The 19,038-nt window shown below is 52.8% G+C and carries 22 protein-coding genes, 1 pseudogene and 1 other annotated feature; of the genes and pseudogenes, 8 read left to right on the top strand and 15 right to left on the bottom strand.

Annotated elements, in window-relative coordinates:
• Positions 1–3: 3 nt before the first annotated feature.
• Both AC6I8X_RS10825 and cls read right to left on the bottom strand, forming a co-directional pair.
• A complete protein-coding gene (locus tag AC6I8X_RS10825) occupies positions 4–333 on the bottom strand; it encodes an HI1450 family dsDNA-mimic protein (RefSeq protein WP_313690398.1) in 330 nt (109 codons plus the stop codon).
• Positions 334–369: 36 nt separating this feature from the next.
• Positions 370–1,830 (bottom strand): cardiolipin synthase, encoded by a 1,461-nt coding sequence (gene cls / locus AC6I8X_RS10820; RefSeq protein ID WP_497839780.1) that lies wholly within the window; start codon positions 1,828–1,830, stop codon positions 370–372.
• Between the two features lie 162 nt (positions 1,831–1,992).
• Here cls and AC6I8X_RS10815 point away from each other — a divergent pair, with 162 nt between their 5' ends.
• Complete coding sequence (locus tag AC6I8X_RS10815; protein ID WP_013509336.1) at positions 1,993–2,166, top strand: YciY family protein; 174 nt, start codon at positions 1,993–1,995, stop codon at positions 2,164–2,166.
• Positions 2,167–2,181: 15 nt separating this feature from the next.
• Here AC6I8X_RS10815 and AC6I8X_RS10810 read toward each other — a convergent pair whose 3' ends face one another.
• A complete protein-coding gene (locus AC6I8X_RS10810) occupies positions 2,182–2,352 on the bottom strand; it encodes a hypothetical protein (protein ID WP_310616525.1) in 171 nt (56 codons plus the stop codon).
• Entirely contained in the window at positions 2,353–2,649 is a 297-nt protein-coding gene (locus AC6I8X_RS10805) for a YciI family protein (RefSeq protein WP_208715290.1), read from the bottom strand.
• A gap of 205 nt (positions 2,650–2,854) precedes the next feature.
• On the opposite strand from AC6I8X_RS10805, the gene tonB reads away from it, so the two are divergent.
• Positions 2,855–3,601 carry a TonB system transport protein TonB gene (gene tonB, locus AC6I8X_RS10800; RefSeq protein ID WP_313688790.1) on the top strand — a complete coding sequence of 249 codons (747 nt, stop codon included), beginning with the start codon at positions 2,855–2,857 and terminating at the stop codon, positions 3,599–3,601.
• A 39-nt stretch (positions 3,602–3,640) separates the two neighbouring features.
• Here tonB and yciA read toward each other — a convergent pair whose 3' ends face one another.
• From yciA to AC6I8X_RS10780, 4 genes are all read right to left on the bottom strand, one after another.
• Positions 3,641–4,057 carry an acyl-CoA thioester hydrolase YciA gene (yciA, locus tag AC6I8X_RS10795; RefSeq protein ID WP_041525794.1) on the bottom strand — a complete coding sequence of 139 codons (417 nt, stop codon included), beginning with the start codon at positions 4,055–4,057 and terminating at the stop codon, positions 3,641–3,643.
• Between the two features lie 68 nt (positions 4,058–4,125).
• A complete protein-coding gene (locus tag AC6I8X_RS10790) occupies positions 4,126–4,665 on the bottom strand; it encodes a septation protein A (protein ID WP_299451169.1) in 540 nt (179 codons plus the stop codon).
• Between the two features lie 52 nt (positions 4,666–4,717).
• The gene (locus tag AC6I8X_RS10785) at positions 4,718–5,452 is read right to left on the bottom strand and encodes a YciC family protein (RefSeq protein WP_313688786.1); all 735 of its coding nucleotides are present in this window, start codon (positions 5,450–5,452) and stop codon (positions 4,718–4,720) included.
• A gap of 27 nt (positions 5,453–5,479) precedes the next feature.
• Complete coding sequence (locus AC6I8X_RS10780) at positions 5,480–5,896, bottom strand: YkgJ family cysteine cluster protein (RefSeq protein WP_313688784.1); 417 nt, start codon at positions 5,894–5,896, stop codon at positions 5,480–5,482.
• A 248-nt stretch (positions 5,897–6,144) separates the two neighbouring features.
• Between AC6I8X_RS10780 and ompW the strand changes: the two genes are divergently transcribed.
• Positions 6,145–6,777 carry an outer membrane protein OmpW gene (gene ompW / locus AC6I8X_RS10775; protein ID WP_299451164.1) on the top strand — a complete coding sequence of 211 codons (633 nt, stop codon included), beginning with the start codon at positions 6,145–6,147 and terminating at the stop codon, positions 6,775–6,777.
• 42 nt (positions 6,778–6,819) lie between these two features.
• Here the strand turns inward: ompW and AC6I8X_RS10770 are convergent, their stop codons facing one another.
• A complete protein-coding gene (locus tag AC6I8X_RS10770) occupies positions 6,820–7,134 on the bottom strand; it encodes a BON domain-containing protein (protein ID WP_313688782.1) in 315 nt (104 codons plus the stop codon).
• A gap of 289 nt (positions 7,135–7,423) precedes the next feature.
• Between AC6I8X_RS10770 and AC6I8X_RS10765 the strand changes: the two genes are divergently transcribed.
• Together AC6I8X_RS10765 and AC6I8X_RS10760 are read left to right on the top strand one after the other, a co-directional pair.
• Positions 7,424–7,942 carry a hypothetical protein gene (locus AC6I8X_RS10765; RefSeq protein WP_497839779.1) on the top strand — a complete coding sequence of 173 codons (519 nt, stop codon included), beginning with the start codon at positions 7,424–7,426 and terminating at the stop codon, positions 7,940–7,942.
• Between the two features lie 81 nt (positions 7,943–8,023).
• The gene (locus AC6I8X_RS10760) at positions 8,024–8,245 is read left to right on the top strand and encodes a hypothetical protein (protein WP_313688778.1); all 222 of its coding nucleotides are present in this window, start codon (positions 8,024–8,026) and stop codon (positions 8,243–8,245) included.
• Between the two features lie 80 nt (positions 8,246–8,325).
• On the opposite strand, the gene trpA is transcribed toward AC6I8X_RS10760, so the two are convergent.
• The 5 genes and pseudogenes from trpA to AC6I8X_RS10735 form a co-directional block, all read right to left on the bottom strand.
• A complete protein-coding gene (gene trpA / locus AC6I8X_RS10755; protein WP_299451162.1) occupies positions 8,326–9,129 on the bottom strand; it encodes a tryptophan synthase subunit alpha in 804 nt (267 codons plus the stop codon).
• Complete coding sequence (gene trpB, locus AC6I8X_RS10750; RefSeq protein ID WP_084875136.1) at positions 9,129–10,319, bottom strand: tryptophan synthase subunit beta; 1,191 nt, start codon at positions 10,317–10,319, stop codon at positions 9,129–9,131. Before trpB ends, trpA begins: the two co-directional genes overlap by 1 nt.
• A gap of 45 nt (positions 10,320–10,364) precedes the next feature.
• A complete protein-coding gene (gene trpCF / locus AC6I8X_RS10745) occupies positions 10,365–11,732 on the bottom strand; it encodes a bifunctional indole-3-glycerol-phosphate synthase TrpC/phosphoribosylanthranilate isomerase TrpF (protein WP_497839778.1) in 1,368 nt (455 codons plus the stop codon).
• 1 nt (position 11,733) lies between these two features.
• Positions 11,734–13,327: pseudogene (gene trpD / locus AC6I8X_RS10740) on the bottom strand (bifunctional anthranilate synthase glutamate amidotransferase component TrpG/anthranilate phosphoribosyltransferase TrpD).
• Positions 13,327–14,889 (bottom strand): anthranilate synthase component 1, encoded by a 1,563-nt coding sequence (locus AC6I8X_RS10735; RefSeq protein WP_497839777.1) that lies wholly within the window; start codon positions 14,887–14,889, stop codon positions 13,327–13,329. The pseudogene trpD and the gene AC6I8X_RS10735 overlap by 1 nt, the downstream one beginning before the upstream one ends.
• 23 nt (positions 14,890–14,912) lie before the next feature.
• Positions 14,913–15,017, bottom strand: a sequence feature (Trp leader region).
• 154 nt (positions 15,018–15,171) lie between these two features.
• Here AC6I8X_RS10735 and rnm point away from each other — a divergent pair.
• Complete coding sequence (rnm, locus tag AC6I8X_RS10730; RefSeq protein WP_313687968.1) at positions 15,172–16,056, top strand: RNase RNM; 885 nt, start codon at positions 15,172–15,174, stop codon at positions 16,054–16,056.
• A gap of 12 nt (positions 16,057–16,068) precedes the next feature.
• Positions 16,069–16,689 carry an L-threonylcarbamoyladenylate synthase gene (locus AC6I8X_RS10725; protein WP_299453484.1) on the top strand — a complete coding sequence of 207 codons (621 nt, stop codon included), beginning with the start codon at positions 16,069–16,071 and terminating at the stop codon, positions 16,687–16,689.
• On the opposite strand, the gene AC6I8X_RS10720 is transcribed toward AC6I8X_RS10725, so the two are convergent.
• Positions 16,690–17,346, bottom strand: a complete 657-nt coding sequence (locus tag AC6I8X_RS10720) for a serine protease (protein ID WP_313687965.1) — start codon at positions 17,344–17,346, stop codon at positions 16,690–16,692. It lies immediately after the preceding gene.
• An 809-nt stretch (positions 17,347–18,155) separates the two neighbouring features.
• Here AC6I8X_RS10720 and rluB point away from each other — a divergent pair.
• Positions 18,156–19,028 carry a 23S rRNA pseudouridine(2605) synthase RluB gene (gene rluB, locus AC6I8X_RS10715; RefSeq protein WP_208715232.1) on the top strand — a complete coding sequence of 291 codons (873 nt, stop codon included), beginning with the start codon at positions 18,156–18,158 and terminating at the stop codon, positions 19,026–19,028.
• Positions 19,029–19,038 lie beyond the last annotated feature (10 nt).

The raw sequence follows: 19,038 nt of genomic DNA, 5'->3' as shown, positions 1-19,038 counted from the left end.
ACCCTATTCGCGCCAGAGAATATGGCACAGTTTGTGGTCTTTCTCGCGACACAGCAGAATGCGCGCAAAGACATCGGTAATCGGCTCACCGTCCGCTTCACCGAGTCCAATCACCACTTCAGCGAAAAAGTCAGGATTCAGGTCAAAATCGACATGTTCCTGCCAGTCTTCCGAAGGATCGAACAGCTCAGCGCCACCACGTTCCTCAAACTGCAGATTGAACAAAATGATATCGGCCGGATCGAGGTTGTCCCCTGCCAGTTCCAGAAAAATATCGTAAGCCTGCTCCAGCGTTTCATCTTCAGTCAGGCGATTATTTAAATCCATGGTCATTTGCGTGCCCTGCGGCGGTAAATATTTCCGCTCGTTTTACAGTAAAGGACTGAAGAAGTAAAACAGTCGTTCGACGATGCGTTGCCACCAGGCACGTTTTGCCCAGCGGGCGCCATCCAGCAGGCGTGAGCGGGCGATATAGTCATCCTGGACACAAGCAAGATCGCTGCCAAACCCGGCATCATCCACCACCAGGGTAATCTCAAAATTGAGCCACAGGCTGCGCATATCAAGATTTACGGTGCCCACCAGGCTGAGCTGACCATCGACCAGCACGCTCTTGGTATGCAACAGCCCATCCTCGAACTGATAAATCTTCACCCCGGCTTCCAGCAACTCGGTGAAGAAGGCGCGGCTGGCCCAGCCCACCAGCAGGGAATCGTTATGACGTGGCACAATAATGCTGACTTCCACCCCGCGCAGCGCTGCAGTACAAATGGCATGCAGCAAATCATCGCTGGGCACGAAGTAGGGGGTCGTCATAATCAACTGGTGGCGTGCGGAATAGACTGCCGTTAACAACGCCTGATGGATCATGTCCTCCGGGAAGCCGGGGCCGGAAGCAATCACCTGAATGGTGTGACCACTCTCCTGTTCGAACGGCATGATATTGGCATCAGGGGCGGGCGGCAGGATGCGCTTGCCGGTTTCAATCTCCCAGTCGCATGAGTAGACAATGCCCATGGTGGTGGCGACCGGGCCTTCCATACGGGCCATCATATCAATCCATTGACCCACACCTGCGTCCTGCTTGAAGAAGCGTGGATCAACCAGATTCATGCTGCCGGTGTAGGCAATGTAGTTATCAATCAGCACCACCTTGCGATGCTGGCGCAAATCCATACGGCGCAGGAACACACGCAGCAGGCTGACCTGTAACGCTTCTACCACATCGATACCCGCATTACGCATCATGCCGGGCCACGGACTGCGGAAAAAGGCCACGCTGCCGGCGGAGTCGAGCATCAGGCGGCAGTGCACACCACGCCGTGATGCCGCCATCAGCGATTCAGCCACTTCGTCTGCCAGCCCGCCGGGTTGCCAGATATAGAACACCATCTCGATATTGTGGCGAGCCAGCTGAATATCGCGGATTAAGGCATGCATCACATCATCGGAGTTGGTCAGCAACTGGAGCTGGTTGCCTTTTACTCCGGCAATACCCTGACGATGGTGGCACAGCTGAAACAACGATAGCGCCACGTCGCTGTGTTCAGTGGCGAAGATATGGCGGCATTGTTTTAGGTCGTTGAGCCATTTGGCCGTTGACGGCCACATGGTGCGCGCACGCTCCGCACGGCGTTTGCCCAGATGCAGTTCACCAAATGACAAATACGCAATAATACCCACCAGCGGCAGAATATAGATGATGAGCAGCCAGGCCATGGCAGAAGTCACAGCACGGCGTTTCATCAGAATTCGCAGTGTCACACCCGCAATGAGTAACCAGTAGCCAAACAGTAGCAACCAACTGATCAGGGTATAAAATGTGGTCATTAAGTGGACGTCCCGTTCGCGCTTTGATGAGCAAAGTTTACGTGCTGATGAACGGTAGCGAAACCTTTAATCATAACGGGTTAACGATAAGCGATTCGAATTGGCATTTTATGGCAGATCACTATAATGCGAGCCGGTGATTAGCCAGTCAGAGAGGATGTGATGAGACGAAGCAGAAATGAAGTGGCTCGCTGGAGAATGTTACGTCAGGTGCAGCGCCGTCGTGCGCGCTGGCTGGAAGGGCAATCCCGGCGCTATAAACGTATTCACGCCATTCGTCACCAGGTTGCGCAGCAACACCGTCGCTCTATCCTGTTCATCACCCAAAATACCTGATGGGAATGCGCGGCGTTAAACGCCGCGTAACACTAAGGTCAGGTTTACCATCTGTAGCGCGGCGGCCAGCACAATCAACATCACGATGTGCTGACGGGCGCTGCGAAAGCCCTGCCGACGCCATATCCAGAGTGCTCTGCCAAGCAATGCGAAGACAATGATCAGCAGAGCAAGTGCGCGCCACATCTAGAAAACGCGTTTAAATGGCTTGACCGCAACCTGCTTATACACCCCGGCTGCAATATAGGGGTCATCATTGGCCCAGGATTGTGCCGCTTCCAGCGATGGGAACTCGGCAATCACGGTTGAACCGGTAAAACCGGCGGCACCGGGATCATTGCTATCAACCGCAGGCATCGGACCTGCCACAATCAGACGACCTTCATCCTGCAATAGTTGCAGACGCGCCAGGTGGGCAGGGCGTACAGAAGTACGTTTTTCCAGTGAATCAGCATTGTCTTCCGCATAAATGACATAAAGCACGATTGGGAACTCCCGTTATACTGGTCAGATTTGCGAAACACGTTAAGTGATCGGTAAACAGAGTGCAAACGAAAGATATTTCCTGCGCCATTCTGCGCAAATGGGGCTAAAAAAGGCATTTACTGGTACGCACTTAACACTGCTTATTGAAACTGATTGCTATTTGCATTTAAAATCTGCGCTTCACTCAATGAACATGACTGTTATGACGACGCTGACTACGCCTTTCCCAAAACGTACCCCCGTTTCTCTGCTGTTGTCCGTGGTACTTCACGGCACAGTAATTGCTGGCATTCTCTATGCATCGTTTCATCAGGTCATTGAGGTTCCTAAAGCATCACAACCGATTAGCGTAAGCATGGTGGCACCGGAAGTGCAGCCAGAACCTGCGCCGACAGTGCAGACGCCACCGCCACCGCCGGAACCCGAACCTACACCGGAGCCGGTTCCTGAAGTTGCCCCGGAACCCCCTAAAGCTGAGCCGGTCCCGATTCCGATTCCAAAACCTGAGCCGAAGCCGAAACCTAAGCCGAAGGTAGAGAAAAAGCACGAACCGAAACGTGAGGTAAAACCGCGTGAGGAAACGAAGCCGCAGGCTCCGGTAAAAACCGACGCGCCGACCACGCAGACACGGCCGACAACGGCACCGAAAACCAATCCGACCTCGACGCCATCAGTTTCAGATGGTCCGAAAGCGATGAACGTCAGCAAGCCCGCTTATCCGGCACGCGCGTTTGCGCTGCGTGTGGAAGGTCGGGTGCGGGTGCAGTTTGATGTTGATAGTGAGGGTCGCGTTGATAATATTCAGATTCTCTCGGCTGAACCACGCAACATGTTCGAACGTGAAGTGAAGCAAGCGATGAAAAAATGGCGCTATCAGCCGGGACGTCCGGGCACTAACCTGACGATGAACATTGTGTTCCGTATCAACGGTGGCGCGAATATCGAATAAGATGAGAAAGCGGTCAAAGGACCGCTTTTTTTATCGCGGTTAATCGCTGAGGTTGGCTTTACCCGGTGGCAACGGGCGTGACTTACCTGTGTTGTCGATGGCGACATAGATAAATACCGCCTCGGTGGCGCAGTAGGTCTGGCCAATCGGCTCTGAAGACACTTTTTTGATCCACACTTCGACATTGATGGTCATGGAGCTGTTGCCAGTACGGATACAGCGGCAATAGCAGCTCACCACATCACCCACCGCAACGGGTTTGAGGAAACTCATCCCATCCACGCGCACGGTTGCCACGCGACCTTCGGCAATCTCTTTCGCCAGAATCGCACCGCCCATATCCATCTGCGACATCAGCCAGCCGCCAAAGATATCACCATTGGCGTTGGTATCGGCTGGCATTGCCAGCGTGCGCAGCACCATTTCGCCTTGCGGCAATTTGTGTTTTTCGTCCATTGCTTCAGTTCTTATGCAGGTGATGGCGGCAGGCGCCAAAAAACCCGGCAATTGCCGGGCATCATTCATTATTTTTCTTCTTGTTGCGGCATGTGTCGCCAGATATACACGCCACTTAACAGGGTAAACAGCAGGGTAAGACCGGTCAGACCAAACACTTTAAAGTTAACCCAAAATTCCTGTGATAACCAAAATGCAACATAAATATTTGCCAGACCGCAGGCGAGGAAGAAAATGGCCCAGGCCACATTCAGACGTCGCCAGACACCATCCGGTAACTGCAACTCTTTACCCAGCATGCTCTGAATCAGCGGTTGTTTCATAAACCATTGGCTGTACAGCAATGCCAGCGCAAACAGGGAATAGATCACCGTCACTTTCCACTTGATGAATTCATCGTTATGGAACACCAACGTCAGAGTGCCGAACACTGCCACCAGCACGAAAGTGAAAATGGTCATTTTCTCCAGCTTGCGGTACAGCACCCAGCTGACGATCAGCGCAATGCCGGTGGCAACCACCAGTGCGCCGGAGGCGACAAAAATGTCGTACAGCTTGTAGAAAATGAAGAACACGACCAGTGGAAGAAAATCAAGTAACTGCTTCATAGGATATCCAGTCAGGGGCGGCAATTAAGGCGCTCAATGAGCGCCATAATCCTTAACGTAACAGCATATAGAGCCGGTACAAATAGATAATCAGAATGGCGGAAACCAGGTTCCCCAGTGCGTTTAGTACCACAGAAGCCACATTGGCGGGCAGCACTGTCAGCGAAGAAAAGAAGAACATCAGCGCGATTTTAGCCAGCAACCAGACAATGATGGCCGGGGCGATCAGTTTGACGTTTTTCCAGGCCATACGCATGCTGGCGCGCATGGCGCGCATTACACCCATTTTTTCACTGACCAACATCACCGGAGCCAGCGAGAACAGGATCGCCAAAAGAACGCCAGGCACCATCAGCACCATAAAGCCAAGCTGAACCAGTAAAGTGATTAAAAAGGTTTGCAGCAGCAATTTCGGCAGCAATGGTGCGGAAGCACCAATAGCACGCAGGGCGCTGACACGTTGACCCGCCGATACCATCGGGATCAGGCATAGCATGCCGCCCAGTAGCAGGGTGTTGCCCACCAGCGCTGCGAAGGTACCCGCAGCGGAAGCGCGCAGCAAAATGCGTTGTTGATCCGGCGACATATTCTGTACCAGCTCAAACAGCGAGGATGCGCTGTCATCACTCTGGCTCAGCAGTGACAACTGGTCGGCACCGGGGGTCAGGGCATGGCCGATAATCACGGTAATAAACGAGGTCAGCAACGCCATCAGCACAACGGTAATCAGCTGATGGCGCAGAAAATTTCCTGTGTCACGGTATAACGAGCTTGCCGTGATAGACATGTACACTCCTTGAAGGAACCGGGTTAATTAACCCGGCGATTGTACATGTTCTGCGGGCATGCTGGCACCCGCATTAGGATAACTTTCTGTCATGTCTGGTAAAGATGGGCAAAAAAGCGCGGGCAAACCATAGCGCGCCCTGGCCCGATCGCAGGCTTCGTTCAGTACACCCTGCTCGCCTGACATCGCAAACTCACGACAAGGTGACGGGCGCTGTTGATAGATGCCACATGAGACACAACCACCAATTTCGCCCTGCAACGCCACACAGCGCGGCGTACGCGCGTTAGTGCCGCGCATATTGCGCATTAGCAGACTTAAAGGCTCAGTTAATTCCACCGGTACCTCACCGCCAGCATCGTCAGCTTCGGCCCAATAGAAAGAAACACGGAAATGGGCGCAGCAGGCGCCACAGGTCATACAAGGGTTGAATGAATCGCTCATTTGATCGCCCGCTTCTCCTAAGCATCGAACCAAAATCAACGGCAGGATTCAGCAAAGTAGTCACGGCGCGAAATTTTCGCAAGCAGATTTTTATTTCCTGCTGTAACGCCAAAATTGATCTGAATCAATTCATTGTTTTATAAGTGATTTATCTGAAATGATTCAGATGCAATTTGTCGAAAAACGCGATAGATCTCTTGCCACAAACTTCGTCACTACATCAATAACAAATGGGCAAAGGAGTGAATATGAAACTGGCAAAATGCGCGCTGCTGGTGGCACTGGCAATTCCACAACTGGCACTGGCTCACGAAGCAGGTGATTTCTTTATGCGTGTGGGTACCGCAACGGTACGTCCCACAGAAAGCTCACAAAATGTGTTGGGTCTGGGGGGATTTAACGTCAGCAATGATACCCAGATGGGCCTGACCTTTACCTATATGGCAACCGATAACATAGGTATTGAATTGCTGGCGGCTACGCCTTTCAGACACAAAGTCGGCCTGAATGCGACCGGTAATATTGCGACCGTCCATCAGCTACCGCCAACGCTGATGGCGCAATACTATTTCTTAGACAGCAACAGTAAATTCCGGCCTTATGTGGGTGCGGGTATTAACTACACGATGTTCTTTGATAAAAGTTTCAACCAAACCGGGCAAGATGCCGGGCTGAGCGATCTCAAAATGAAAAATTCATGGGGGGTGGCTGGACAGGTTGGTGTTGATTATCAAATCAACCGGGACTGGATGCTGAACGCATCACTGTGGTACATGGATATTGATACCAATGTGAAATTTAAAGCGGCTGGTGAACAGCAGAATATCCATACCAATATTAATCCCTTTGTTTTCTTCTTTGGTGTTGGTTACCGTTTCTGACCGGGACAAAAAATTCGGGCGACCTGTTGGCCGCCCGATTGCTTATTTGATTTGCATATTATTAACCACGGATTTCACACCTGCGACGCTGCGTGTAACGGCCACTGCACGATTAGCCATCTGGGGTGAACTGACAAAACCACTTAACTGCACCCGACCTTTGAAGGTTTCTACATTGATCTCGGTTGATTTCAGCGAGTCATCCTTCAGCAATTCAGTTTTCACTTTCGTCGTGATCACGGTGTCATCGATATAACCACCGGTCCCTTCCTGTGTCGGCGTGGGTGCACACGCGCTGAGGGTCAGCGCCATCACCGCAGCCATCAGCAATCCCGCAACGATTTTGAACAGTTTCATTGGTTATCTCCCTGTCATACATGATGTTTCACCGCGATGTGACGGTGCGCTTAAAGTGTGGTGTGGCAACGGGAAATGGTCAAATCAGCACAGCGAAAAAACGCGAAATGATCATAATGCCTATGAATCGGGACTTGGGGAGTGAGTCATTTGCATGATTCTGCAAAATTAAATCTGCTTACCAGGGTGACAGAGGCCACAAATCATTAATAAATTTGATGAAATTTGTGCAATTCAAACCACTTCAGATATCATTGGCACTTCTATTGGGCAACAAAGGATTGTGGCTATGGATGCTTCTAAGATCGCTGAAGGTATCTGGGATAGTGTGAAGGGAATACCGAAGAGTTTTTACTACGGTGTAAAACGAACTTATATCAGCTCTGGCGCATTAGGTTTTGAACGTAGAATTCGTAATGATCAGGAAAATGAACGTTTTTATAGGGTTATCAAGTCATTAGTTCAAAATGAAGAACCTCTGCGCCGATTGATTACCATTGTCATCATTGAGTTCTACAACAAACTGGATGAGCAGGGTAAACAGGTCGTCCATAATCAGATTGGATACGGTACCGGCAGATTAGCTGGCCGCGTAGGTGCTCAGATACTGACTTCTCAGGTTGTTGCTGCATCAATAGTGAAATTTGCTCGTGGCAGCAAAGTATGGAAGACATTATACCGATTCGGTACCAGTTTCACGATTAGTGCCGGATTGTGGCAGGGATTCATTGAAGAAGCCGCATTAGCAAGCCGCAGCATCATTACCCTCACATATACTGGAAAGTACAGCCGCAAGGACTCGATATGATTTATTTCCTCGTTGAGGATCAGTTACAGCCTTATCTTGAGTTCATCACCAGCCACCCAGAAATGTGTAAAAGGATTAACCATGAGATTTGCAAGTTGGCTGGTTAAGGCCATCGGGTGGTTGTTGGCCCATGCATTAGAGGGAACAATTACCGTTGCAATGAGTTTTGTCGCTTTGGCTTCATTCTATATTTTTGACAGCCTCACGATGAAGCTGGCAGGTTTTTTTGGTTCTATGATTGTCGGTTATTTAGCGGCTTACTACTTAGGTAAGCTGCGTGGAGAACATCAGGATCAGACGTAATCTTTTGCTATAAACGAGAAGTGTTCATCATGAAGAAAACCACCTTACCCGCAGCGTGAGCGGATAAGGCGGGCAGGGCATTAACGTGTGGCGGCTTTCAGATTGCTGACAAAGGTTTGCAGCTCATTCAGCATCACATCAGGTTGGTTAAGGTTACGTTCGATGATCTTCACAATCGCCGATCCCGAAATCGCACCGGCCGCACCGGCCGCGACCGCTTCTTTCACCTGACCGGGTTCTGAGATACCAAAACCCTGCAATGGCGGCGCAGCATGGTATTCATGCAGTTTGTCGATCAGATGCTGCAGCGGCACGTGAGCGCGGTTTTCTGAACCGGTTACCCCGGCGCGTGACAGAAAATAAGTGTAGCCACGGCCATGTGAAGCGATCTCGCGCAGCAGGTCATCATCGGCATTCGGCGGGCAGATAAAGATTGGTGCGACGTTGTGACGCATCGCTGCCTGGCGGAACGGGGCTGATTCTTCCACCGGAACATCTGCCACCAGCACGGAATCCACACCCACAGCTTCACATTGCGCGTAAAAATTATCGATCCCTTTACTGAACACCAGGTTTGCGTACATCAGCAGACCAATCGGCAGATCGGGGTATTTCTGGCGCACGCTGGCGAGAATCTCGAAGCATTGCGCGGTGGTGGTACCAGCAGCAAACGCTCGCAGCGTGGCGTTCTGGATAGTCGGGCCATCCGCAAGTGGATCGGAGAAGGGAATGCCTAACTCCAGCGCATCGGCACCACCGGCAACCAATGCATCAATAATTTTCAGCGACATCTCCGGCGAGGGATCGCCGAGGGTAACGAAAGGAACGAACGCACCTTCTTTATTCGCCGACAGACGTTTAAATAGCTGATTATAACGTTCCATCAGATCTCTCCCTTCGCTTTCAGAATATCGTGAACGGTGAAAATATCTTTATCACCGCGGCCGGACAGGTTAACCACCAGCAATTGCTCTTTTTCCGGATTCTCGCGGATCATCTTCAGCGCATGAGCCAGCGCATGAGATGACTCCAGTGCCGGGATAATACCTTCTGAACGCGACAGCTGCTTGAAGGCATCCAGCGCTTCGTCATCGGTAATCGACACATATTCAGCACGACCGATGCTATTGAGATGGGCATGTTGCGGTCCGACAGACGGGAAGTCGAGACCGGCAGAGATGGAGTAGGACTCTTCAATCTGTCCCTCTTCAGTCTGCATCATCGGCGCTTTCATACCAAAGTAGATACCTACGCGGCCGTGTTTCAGCGGTGCACCGTGTTCGCCGGTTTCGATACCGTGACCTGCCGGTTCCACGCCGATCAAGCCAACGCTGGTTTCATCGATAAAATCAGCAAACATACCGATGGCGTTGGAGCCGCCACCGACACAGGCCAGCACAGCATCCGGCAGACGTCCTTCTTTTTCCAGAATCTGCGCTTTGGTCTCTTCGCCGATCATACGCTGGAATTCGCGCACGATGGTCGGGAACGGGTGTGGACCGGCAGCGGTGCCGAGCATGTAGTGCGCCGTTTCATAGCTGCCAGACCAGTCGCGCAGGGCCTCATTACAGGCGTCTTTTAACGTCGCCGAACCACTGTGTACTGGAATAACTTCAGCACCCATCAGGCGCATACGGAACACGTTTGGTGACTGACGCTCTACGTCCTTCGCACCCATATAAATGCGGCACTTCATCCCGAGCAACGCACATGCCAGCGCCGAGGCAACACCGTGCTGACCGGCTCCGGTTTCTGCGATGATTTCGTTTTTACCCATGCGCTTTGCCAGTAACGCCTGGCCCAGCACCTGGTTAGTTTTATGCGCGCCACCGTGCAGCAGGTCTTCACGCTTCAGATACAGGCGGGTTTTACTGCCTTTAGTCAGGTTGCGGCACAAGGTCAGTGCGGTAGGGCGACCTGCATAGTTTTTCAGCAGGTCAGTAAATTCCGCCTGAAATTCCGGATCGCGCTGAGCCTCGACAAACGCGGCCTCCAGCTGACGCAAAGCCGGCATCAGGATTTGCGGCACATACTGGCCGCCAAATTCGCCAAAATAGGGATTCAGTAACGTCATCTTCTCATCTTCCTTATCCAGCCCGCTCCCGGCGGGCAAGAGAAATTAATAGGCGCGTAACGTGCGGAATACTGCGGCGATCTTGCCGGCATCTTTAATACCAGGGGCCGATTCCACACCAGAGTTGAAATCAAGACCCGCACAACCGAGCTGTGCGGCTTCGACGCAGTTGTCGGCGCTTAATCCACCGGCTAGCAGCACGTTGTCCAGCTTCTGGCCTTGTAACAGTGACCAGTCAAAACGCTGGCCGGTACCGCCCTGGCCATTATCAAAGACATAACGATCGACGTGCGGCCAGTCACGTGCGGGTAACGCGTCTTTGATGCTCAGGGCTTTCCAGATCTGCACATTAGCAGGCAGGGTCTGGCGTAATTCGGCAACAAACGCCGGGTCTTCATCGCCGTGCAGCTGAACCGCAAACAGGTTGAGTGTCGTCGTCTGCGTGACAATGTCACTGATACTGTTGTTACGGAACACGCCGACGTATTTCAACGGTGCCGCGGCAATCACCGTCTGGGCCTGTTCAGTGCTGACCTGGCGCGGTGAACCCGCCGCAAAAATCACGCCGCCGTAGATAGCACCGGCTTCATGCACAACGCGGGCATCTTCCGCGCGAGTCAGGCCACATACTTTGTTCGCACCCATCAGCACGCGACGTACCGCAGCATTGAGATCGTCTTCTTCCATCAGAGCGGAACCGATCAGGAAACCGTTAGCGAAATGGCTCAGCTCACGTACCTGAGCATAGTTATGAATGCCGGACTCGCTAATCACCGTCACGCCATGGCCGAGACGGGGGGCCAGCTGGCGCGTACGATTCAGGTCAATCGACAGATCGCGCAGATCGCGGTTGTTGATGCCGACCACCTTCGCTTCCAGTGCAATGGCGCGCTCCAGCTCTTCTTCATTGCTGACTTCAGTCAGAATGCCCATTTTCAGGCTATGGGCCACGGCAGCCAGCTGGCGATACTGATCATCATCCAGCACTGACAGCATCAGCAGGATGGCATCGGCCTGATAATGACGTGCCAGGTAAATCTGGTAAGGGTCGATGATAAAATCTTTGCACAGTACCGGCTGGGTAATCGCTGCACTGACGATGGGCAGAAATTCGAAGTTGCCCTGGAAGTATTTCTCATCGGTCAGCACTGATACCGCAGAAGCATAATGACGATAGACGCCAGCGATGGTGGCGGGATCAAAGTCGTCGCGAATCAAACCCTTCGACGGGGACGCTTTCTTACATTCCAGAATAAAAGCGGTACGCGTGCCGCGCAGCGCATCGTAAAAATGGCGTTCGGCCGGTTGCAGGCTGTTCTGGAAGGTCGTCAGTGGTTGCTGCGCTTTGCGCGCTTCCACCCATACGGCTTTATCCAGCACAATTTTTTCTAACACGGTTCCCTTAATGCTCATCTCATCCTCTCGCTGCCAGGGCGACAACGCGTTCGTATGCCTGGCCGCTGCGAATCGCGGTAAGGGCACGCTGCGCATTGTCACGCAAATCTTCATTACCAAATACTTTCAGCAACATCGCCACGTTGACCGCCACGGCTTCCTCGTGGGCTTGCTGGCCTTTACCCTGGAGTAAACGCGTCAGAATGTCACGGTTTTCTTCCGGGGTGCCACCTGCCAGGGCTTCTTTGTCGTGATAACGGAAACCAAAGTCTTCCGGGGTTAGCTGATAACCGGTGATTTCACCGTCACGCAGTTCCGCCACCTGGGTCGGACTGTGCAGCGCAACCTCATCCATACCGCCGCCATGCACCACAGCTGCACGCTGATAGCCAAGCACTTTCAGCGTCTGGGCGATGGGCAGCACCAGCTCCGGACTGTAGACACCAATCACCGCCAGCGGTGGACGCGCCGGATTGATCAATGGGCCGAGCACGTTAAAGAGCGTGCGGGTTTTTAGCTGCTGACGCACCGGCATCGCATGGCGGAAACCGCTGTGATACTGCGGGGCAAACAGGAAACACACATTCAGATCATCCAGCGCAAGCCGCGCCTGTTCTGCGGGCATATCCAGATTGATGCCGAACGCGGCCAGCAGGTCGGACGAACCGGACTTGCTCGACACGCTGCGGTTGCCATGTTTCGCCACTTTCAGCCCACAGGTGGCCGCGACAAAAGCACTGGCAGTGGAAATATTGATACTGTTGCTGCCATCGCCACCGGTGCCGACGATATCGGCAAAGGTGTAATCCGGACGCGGGAAGGGTTTGGCATCTTCCAGCAGCGCGGAGGCGGCACCGGCGATCTCTTCCGGGCGCTCGCCACGTACTTTCATGGCAATTAGCGCAGCTGCCAGCTGGGTCGGTTCCAGCTGGCCGGTAATAATGGCACTAAACAGCTGATGGCTCTCGGCCTGGGTCAGTGTCTGGGCCTGATAAAGTTTTTCCAGAATAGCTTGCATCATTATCTCCCTATTACTTCGCCAGCGCCCAGGCCAGCGTTTGTTCTAACAAACGTGCGCCCTGGGTGGTCAGAATAGATTCAGGATGGAACTGGAAACCGCACACGCGGTCGGCATCGTGGCGCACAGCCATCACCATGCCGTTATAGCTGGCATTTACCGTCAGTTCAGCGGGGGTATTACTGCCAACCAGCGAGTGATAACGTGCGACTGGCAGCGGATTGCTCAGGCCGGCAAACATGCCGATACCATCATGGGTAATCGACGAGGCTTTCCCGTGCAGAATCTCACCCGCCTGGCCGACATGACCGCCGTAGGCCTCAACAATCGCCTGATGTCCGAGACAAATGCCGATAATCGGCAGCCGGCCACGTAACGTCTGCAACAGTTCAGGCATACAACCCGCATCTTTCGGTGCGCCCGGACCAGGAGATAACATCAGCACCGGGTTTTCCATCTGTTGCAAACGCTCAATCAGCAGTTCGGCGGGCAGATTGTTACGGTAGATCACCACGTTGTGGCCGAAGGTCCGCAGCTGATCAACGAGGTTGTAAGTAAAGGAGTCGATATTATCGAGCAGCAGGATGTCGGCCATCAGAAAATCTCCTTGCAGTGATGGGCGGTGGCAATGGCGCGCAACACGGCGCGGGCTTTATTACGGCTTTCGTCGGCTTCCGCCTGGGGTTGCGAATCCAGCACCACACCGGCTCCGGCCTGCACGGTGGCAACACCATCCTCTACCCATGCCGAACGGATAACGATGCAGGTGTCGAGATCGCCATGCGCGGTGAAGTAACCCACTGCGCCACCGTAGCTGCCGCGGCGGGTGCCTTCGGCATTGGCAATCAGTTGCATGGCGCGCACTTTGGGTGCGCCGCTCAGGGTGCCCATATTCATCACGGCGCGATACGCGTGCAGCACGTCAAGATCATGACGCAGCGTACCGACTACGCGTGAGACCAGGTGCATCACAAAGGTGTAGCGATCAACGCTGGTCAGGTCGGCGACATAACGGCTGCCAGGTACGCAGATGCGCGCCAGATCGTTACGCGCCAGATCCACCAGCATCAAATGCTCGGCCAGCTCTTTATGGTCGGTACGCATTTCCAGTTCGATACGGCTATCCAGATCGCGATCCAACGAGCCATCAGCATGACGGCCGCGCGGACGGGTACCGGCAATCGGATAGATTTCAATCTGGCGGCTGGTGGCGTCGTATTTCAGCGAGCTTTCCGGCGAGGCACCGAACAGCGCGAAATCCTGGTCCTGCATAAAGAACATATACGGGCTGGGGTTGCTGTTCTTCAGTGTGTCATAAGCGGCCAGCGGTGACGGGCACGGCAGTGAGAAACGGCGTGATGGTACCACCTGGAAAATTTCGCCAATGCGAATGGCTTCCTGCATCTCTCTGACGACGTTGCAGTAAACCTCGTCGCTTTGGTTGGTGCTTAACACCATATGTTCCACTGTCTGCACTGGCAGAGCAGGGGCGGCATGCGTCATCTGTCCGCGTAATTGTTCGATACGGCTCTGCAAACGCTGGAACTCACTGGTGGACGGACAGAACAGGCTGGCCTGCAGACGAGCGCTGCGCTCCTGATGGTCAATCACCAGCAGGGTCTCAGCCAGATAGAAGCAATAGTCGGGGCAGCGCTGGTCATTCTGCAATTCAGGCAGATCTTCAAATCCTGCCACCAGGTCGTAAGCAAACAAACCACCGAGGAACATGGCTTCACGTTCTTCCACCGGGCTTTGCACCAGCTGGGGGATCAGGCGCAGCGCATCAAACACTGACAACGCTTTCAGGCGGGAATCTTCATCCTGCAAATCCCGCGGCTGTGGGAAGTGCAACTCGCGGCCATCCGGGCGCACCGCAATGCGCACCGTCTGTGGCAGCGCTTCATCCAGCAGCGCCAGCAGCGCCCGGCCATTTTCCGACAGCGCCTGAATAGTGACCACGTTGCCCAGTGCGCTAATACGCAGAGCGCTATCAACGATTAACAGGCTTTTCAGGTTACGTTTACTGTCGATATCAGCGGATTCGAGCAGCAAGGTTGCCGGACGTGCGCCGCATAACTGATGAAACACTGCGGCCGGATCTTCGCGGTAGGGCGCGGTGCCGGTAATCAACTTCAATGTAGGTTTCGCATTTGGCATGATGATTTCTCTGAATTTAGCTCAAAAAAAAGCCCGCTCGGTGGCGGGCTCAGGTATCTGCACAGCGTTTACGCAAGTTGTGCACGACGACGTCGCCCGTGTTCGGGAACATCGCGCCACCAACCATTTGAATGCGTATGAACAACAGCCATGATTAAATACCCGTTACGTGTGAACTTGTGTACTAGTTAACTGGTTCGGCTGAAAAAAGTCAATACCCTTTTTCAGTTCAGGGCAAAATCGTTATCATGCCTGCCGGTTCATGCAGTTGCTGGAGTTATCTTGACGGACATCCCCCGTTTTCCCCTTTACGATTTACACAGCCATACCCTGGCTTCCGATGGCGTGCTCACCCCGGCGGCGCTGGTGCAGCGCGCGGCTGAAATGCGTGTCGGTGTGCTCGCCATTACCGATCACGACACCGTTGCTGGCGTGGCGGAAGCACAATCGACGGTGCTGGAGCAGGCGCTACCGCTTAAGGTGGTGGCCGGACTGGAAGCTTCAACATTGTGGGAGAATCATGAAATCCACATCGTTGGGCTGCATGTGGATTGCCAGCATCCGCAGCTGACGCAATTTCTGGCGCAACAACATCAATGCAGGGTTGAACGGGCGCTGCTGATTGCCGAGCGTCTGGAGCGTGCACGCATTCCTGACGCACTGGCAGGAGCGCAACGGCTGGCGCAGGGTGGGGTGATTACCCGTGGTCATTTTGCCCGCTATTTAGTGGAAATCGGTAAAGCGGACAACCTGGCCCAGGTGTTTAAGAATTACCTGGCACGCGGTAAAACCGGTTATGTGCCGCCACAATGGTGTACAATTAAACAAGCCATTGATGCAATTCATGATTCCGGTGGCTATGCCGTGCTGGCTCACCCAGGGCGTTATGGTCTATCCGGCAAATGGCTGAGACGACTGATCGCCCATTTCGCAGAGGTGGGCGGTGACGCGATGGAAGTGGCGCAATGCCAGCAGGCACCTAATGAACGCAGTCAGCTGGCAACCTATGCCCGCGATCATCAACTGGCGGCGTCGCAGGGATCTGATTTTCACCAACCCTGTCCGTGGATCGAGTTGGGGCGTAAGTTGTGGTTACCCGGCGGTGTCGAACCGATCTGGGAACGTTTTCCTGCACTTGCGCCTGATCTGGTTCCAGCAGACAGGTGATATGAGGTTTTTATGAGTCAACTGTTCCATATTCACCCGGATAATCCGCAGCCACGTCTGGTCAACCAGGCGGTTGACTATCTCAATAAAGGCGGAGTTATTGTTTATCCGACCGATTCCGGTTATGCGCTGGGTTGCCGTCTCGAAGAGAAAAATGCCATGGAGCGCATCTGCCGTATCCGACAGCTGGATGGGCACCACAATTTCACCCTGATGTGTCGTGATCTGTCAGAACTCTCGACGTATTCGCAGGTGGATAATTCGGCGTTTCGTATCATCAAAAATAATACGCCCGGTAATTACACCTTTATTTTGAAAGCCACCAAAGAAGTGCCACGTCGTTTGATGAACGATAAACGTAAGACCATTGGTTTGCGTGTGCCTTCAAACCCGGTGGCGCTGGCGCTGCTGGAGGCACTCAATGAGCCGATGATGTCCACCTCGCTGATGCTGCCGGGTAATGATTTTACCGAATCCGACCCGGAAGAGATCCAGCACAACATCGGTAAACTGGTCGATCTGATCATTGATGGCGGTACGCTGGGACAACAGCCGACCACGGTGGTCGATCTCACCAGCGATGCTCCAGTGATTGTGCGTGAAGGCGTCGGCGATATTCGCCCTTTCCTGTAATTATGCGTGGTCAGGCGTCGTCTCCGGCGTCTGGCCAATATTGGTTTCCAGCCAGGTTCTGAATTCGCCATACGGAATATAGAGCGATACATCTTTCAGGACCGTTTTACCACTGCGCACATTATCGATTTCATGGCTATATCCGACAATAACGCCAGCCATGGTCTGGTCTGCATTATATACCGCACCTCCTGACATTCCCTGTACCACGCCAGCATTTGTCGCCATCGCCACGCAGGGTTTTTTATTCCAGTGATTATTGATTGCGGTACGCGCTAAATTCACACCATTTGATTCAACGGGCATGGCAGAAATAAAGCTGTAACCGTACATCTTAATCGGTTCGCCAATGGCACTTTTGCGGAATTTAACCAACGTCTTAGGATCGTTCTTGTGATAAATAATTGCCACATCACAATACGGGTGATAAGCCTTCACACGCTGGACGGCAGTGGTCGCAACGTGAGCAGCTGTCAGGCTGTACTCTGGTGTTAAAGGAATGGTTGTGCCGAGGACACCTAAACCCAGTACAGTCGGGATGCCGGTCACGCTCATATCAACGTGTTGCAGCGCCGCACGGCTGTACTCAGTATGGCCCACGGAACAACCGCTCAGTGCCAGCGCGGCGAGCGCAGGCCAAAGCAGGGAAGTTCTCATGATAGTAATCTTTATTCAGGCATACCGGTAAAATCCCTGGTGAAGATTTTTGGCATGCAAGTTTAATTCGTACCTGAATGAATTAACGCAACAACTCCCGCGCGCGCCGGTTTATATTATCAATGAAATTTCACAATGCTCGTTATTGATTTGTTAGTAAATAGATAATAAAAGGTAAGGCTTAAAGTGTTTATTTTCACGATGCACTGGATTTCAGGGTCAAATTTTACACAGATTTTAAATCAGAACAATTCAGAAATTTAACCTTTATAAAATAAATCAGAAAATATAGATGTAATCCAATCCACGCTGTTATTTAGCTGGGAATTTACATTTATTGGGGGGATGAGGCTTACTTAAGCGTGTTGATCAGGATTAAATTCTGTTTTTGACTTCCGTGGTAGTCTTTGTAATCGCACTTTAACATAAGCATAGATGGCTATGCTGTGATTGCAGTATTGAGAGTGGCTAATGTATCAGTTTGTTTAAGTGCGGCTGCTTTTCTGACAACGACTCTCAGGTCAAAAAGGCAAAAATTCAGGGGGTTGGGGCAAAATAGCCTGATATCGCTGCGGGCCATTTATTAATTTTGCGAATGGATAGCGTTTTTCTCTGCAGGATGGACACTAAATGCGCGACCATTGTTATCGGCAGAAAAGTAAAAGGTTTTAACGCTGCTATGCTTAGTGTAAAATCGCGGGCCGCTTGCAGGTCTGGCGGCTGAAACGAATTCTGATATGGGAACTGGTAATCCCTGTATCCGCACCTTCTTACCACGACGCCTGGGAAGGCGACAACGAGGCTGCTCAATGAGCGAGAAATTACAGAAAGTATTAGCGCGTGCCGGTCATGGTTCGCGCCGCGAAATCGAAACCATGATTTCGGCCGGACGCGTCAGCGTTGATGGCAAACTGGCGACGCTGGGCGATCGCATCGAAAACGACAAATCCCTGAAAATCCGTATTGATGGCCATGTGGTTTCCATCGCTGAATCCACCACGGAAGTGTGTCGGGTGCTGGCGTATTACAAACCCGAAGGTGAACTCTGCACCCGTAACGATCCGGAAGGGCGTCCGACGGTGTTTGACCGCCTGCCTCGCCTGCGTGGATCGCGCTGGATTGCCGTTGGTCGCCTGGATGTGAATACCTGTGGCCTGTTGCTGTTTACCACCGATGGTGAACTGGCGAATCGCCTGATGCACCCGAGCCGTGAAGTTGAACGTGAATACGCGGTACGCGTGTTCGGTGAAGTTGGCGATGATAAAATTCGCCAGCTGAGCAAAGGCGTGCAGCTGGAAGACGGCCCTGCGGCATTCAAAACGCTGCGTTTCGCGGGTGGCGAAGGTATCAACCAATGGTACAACGTGACGCTGACCGAAGGCCGTAACCGTGAAGTACGTCGTTTATGGGAAGCGGTTGGCGTGCAGGTGAGCCGTCTGATGCGTGTGCGTTATGGTGATATTCAACTGCCTAAAGGCCTGCCGCGTGGTGGCTGGATGGAGCTGGAATTACCGGCGGTAAACTATCTGCGGACCCTGGTTGAGATGCCGGAAGAGACGGTGACCAAAGTGGCGGTTGAGAAAGATCGTCGCCGCACGAAAGCGAACCAGATTCGCCGTGCAGTGAAACGTCACAGCCAGGTCAGTAACTCGCCCCGTCGCAGCAGTAAGCGCGGTTCCTGAGTTATCATTG

The organism is Pantoea sp. X-Soil-TKNS-1280 (assembly GCF_059730475.1).
Note: the sequence above shows the minus strand (reverse complement) of the source record. Positions and strands in the feature narration are given on the sequence as shown.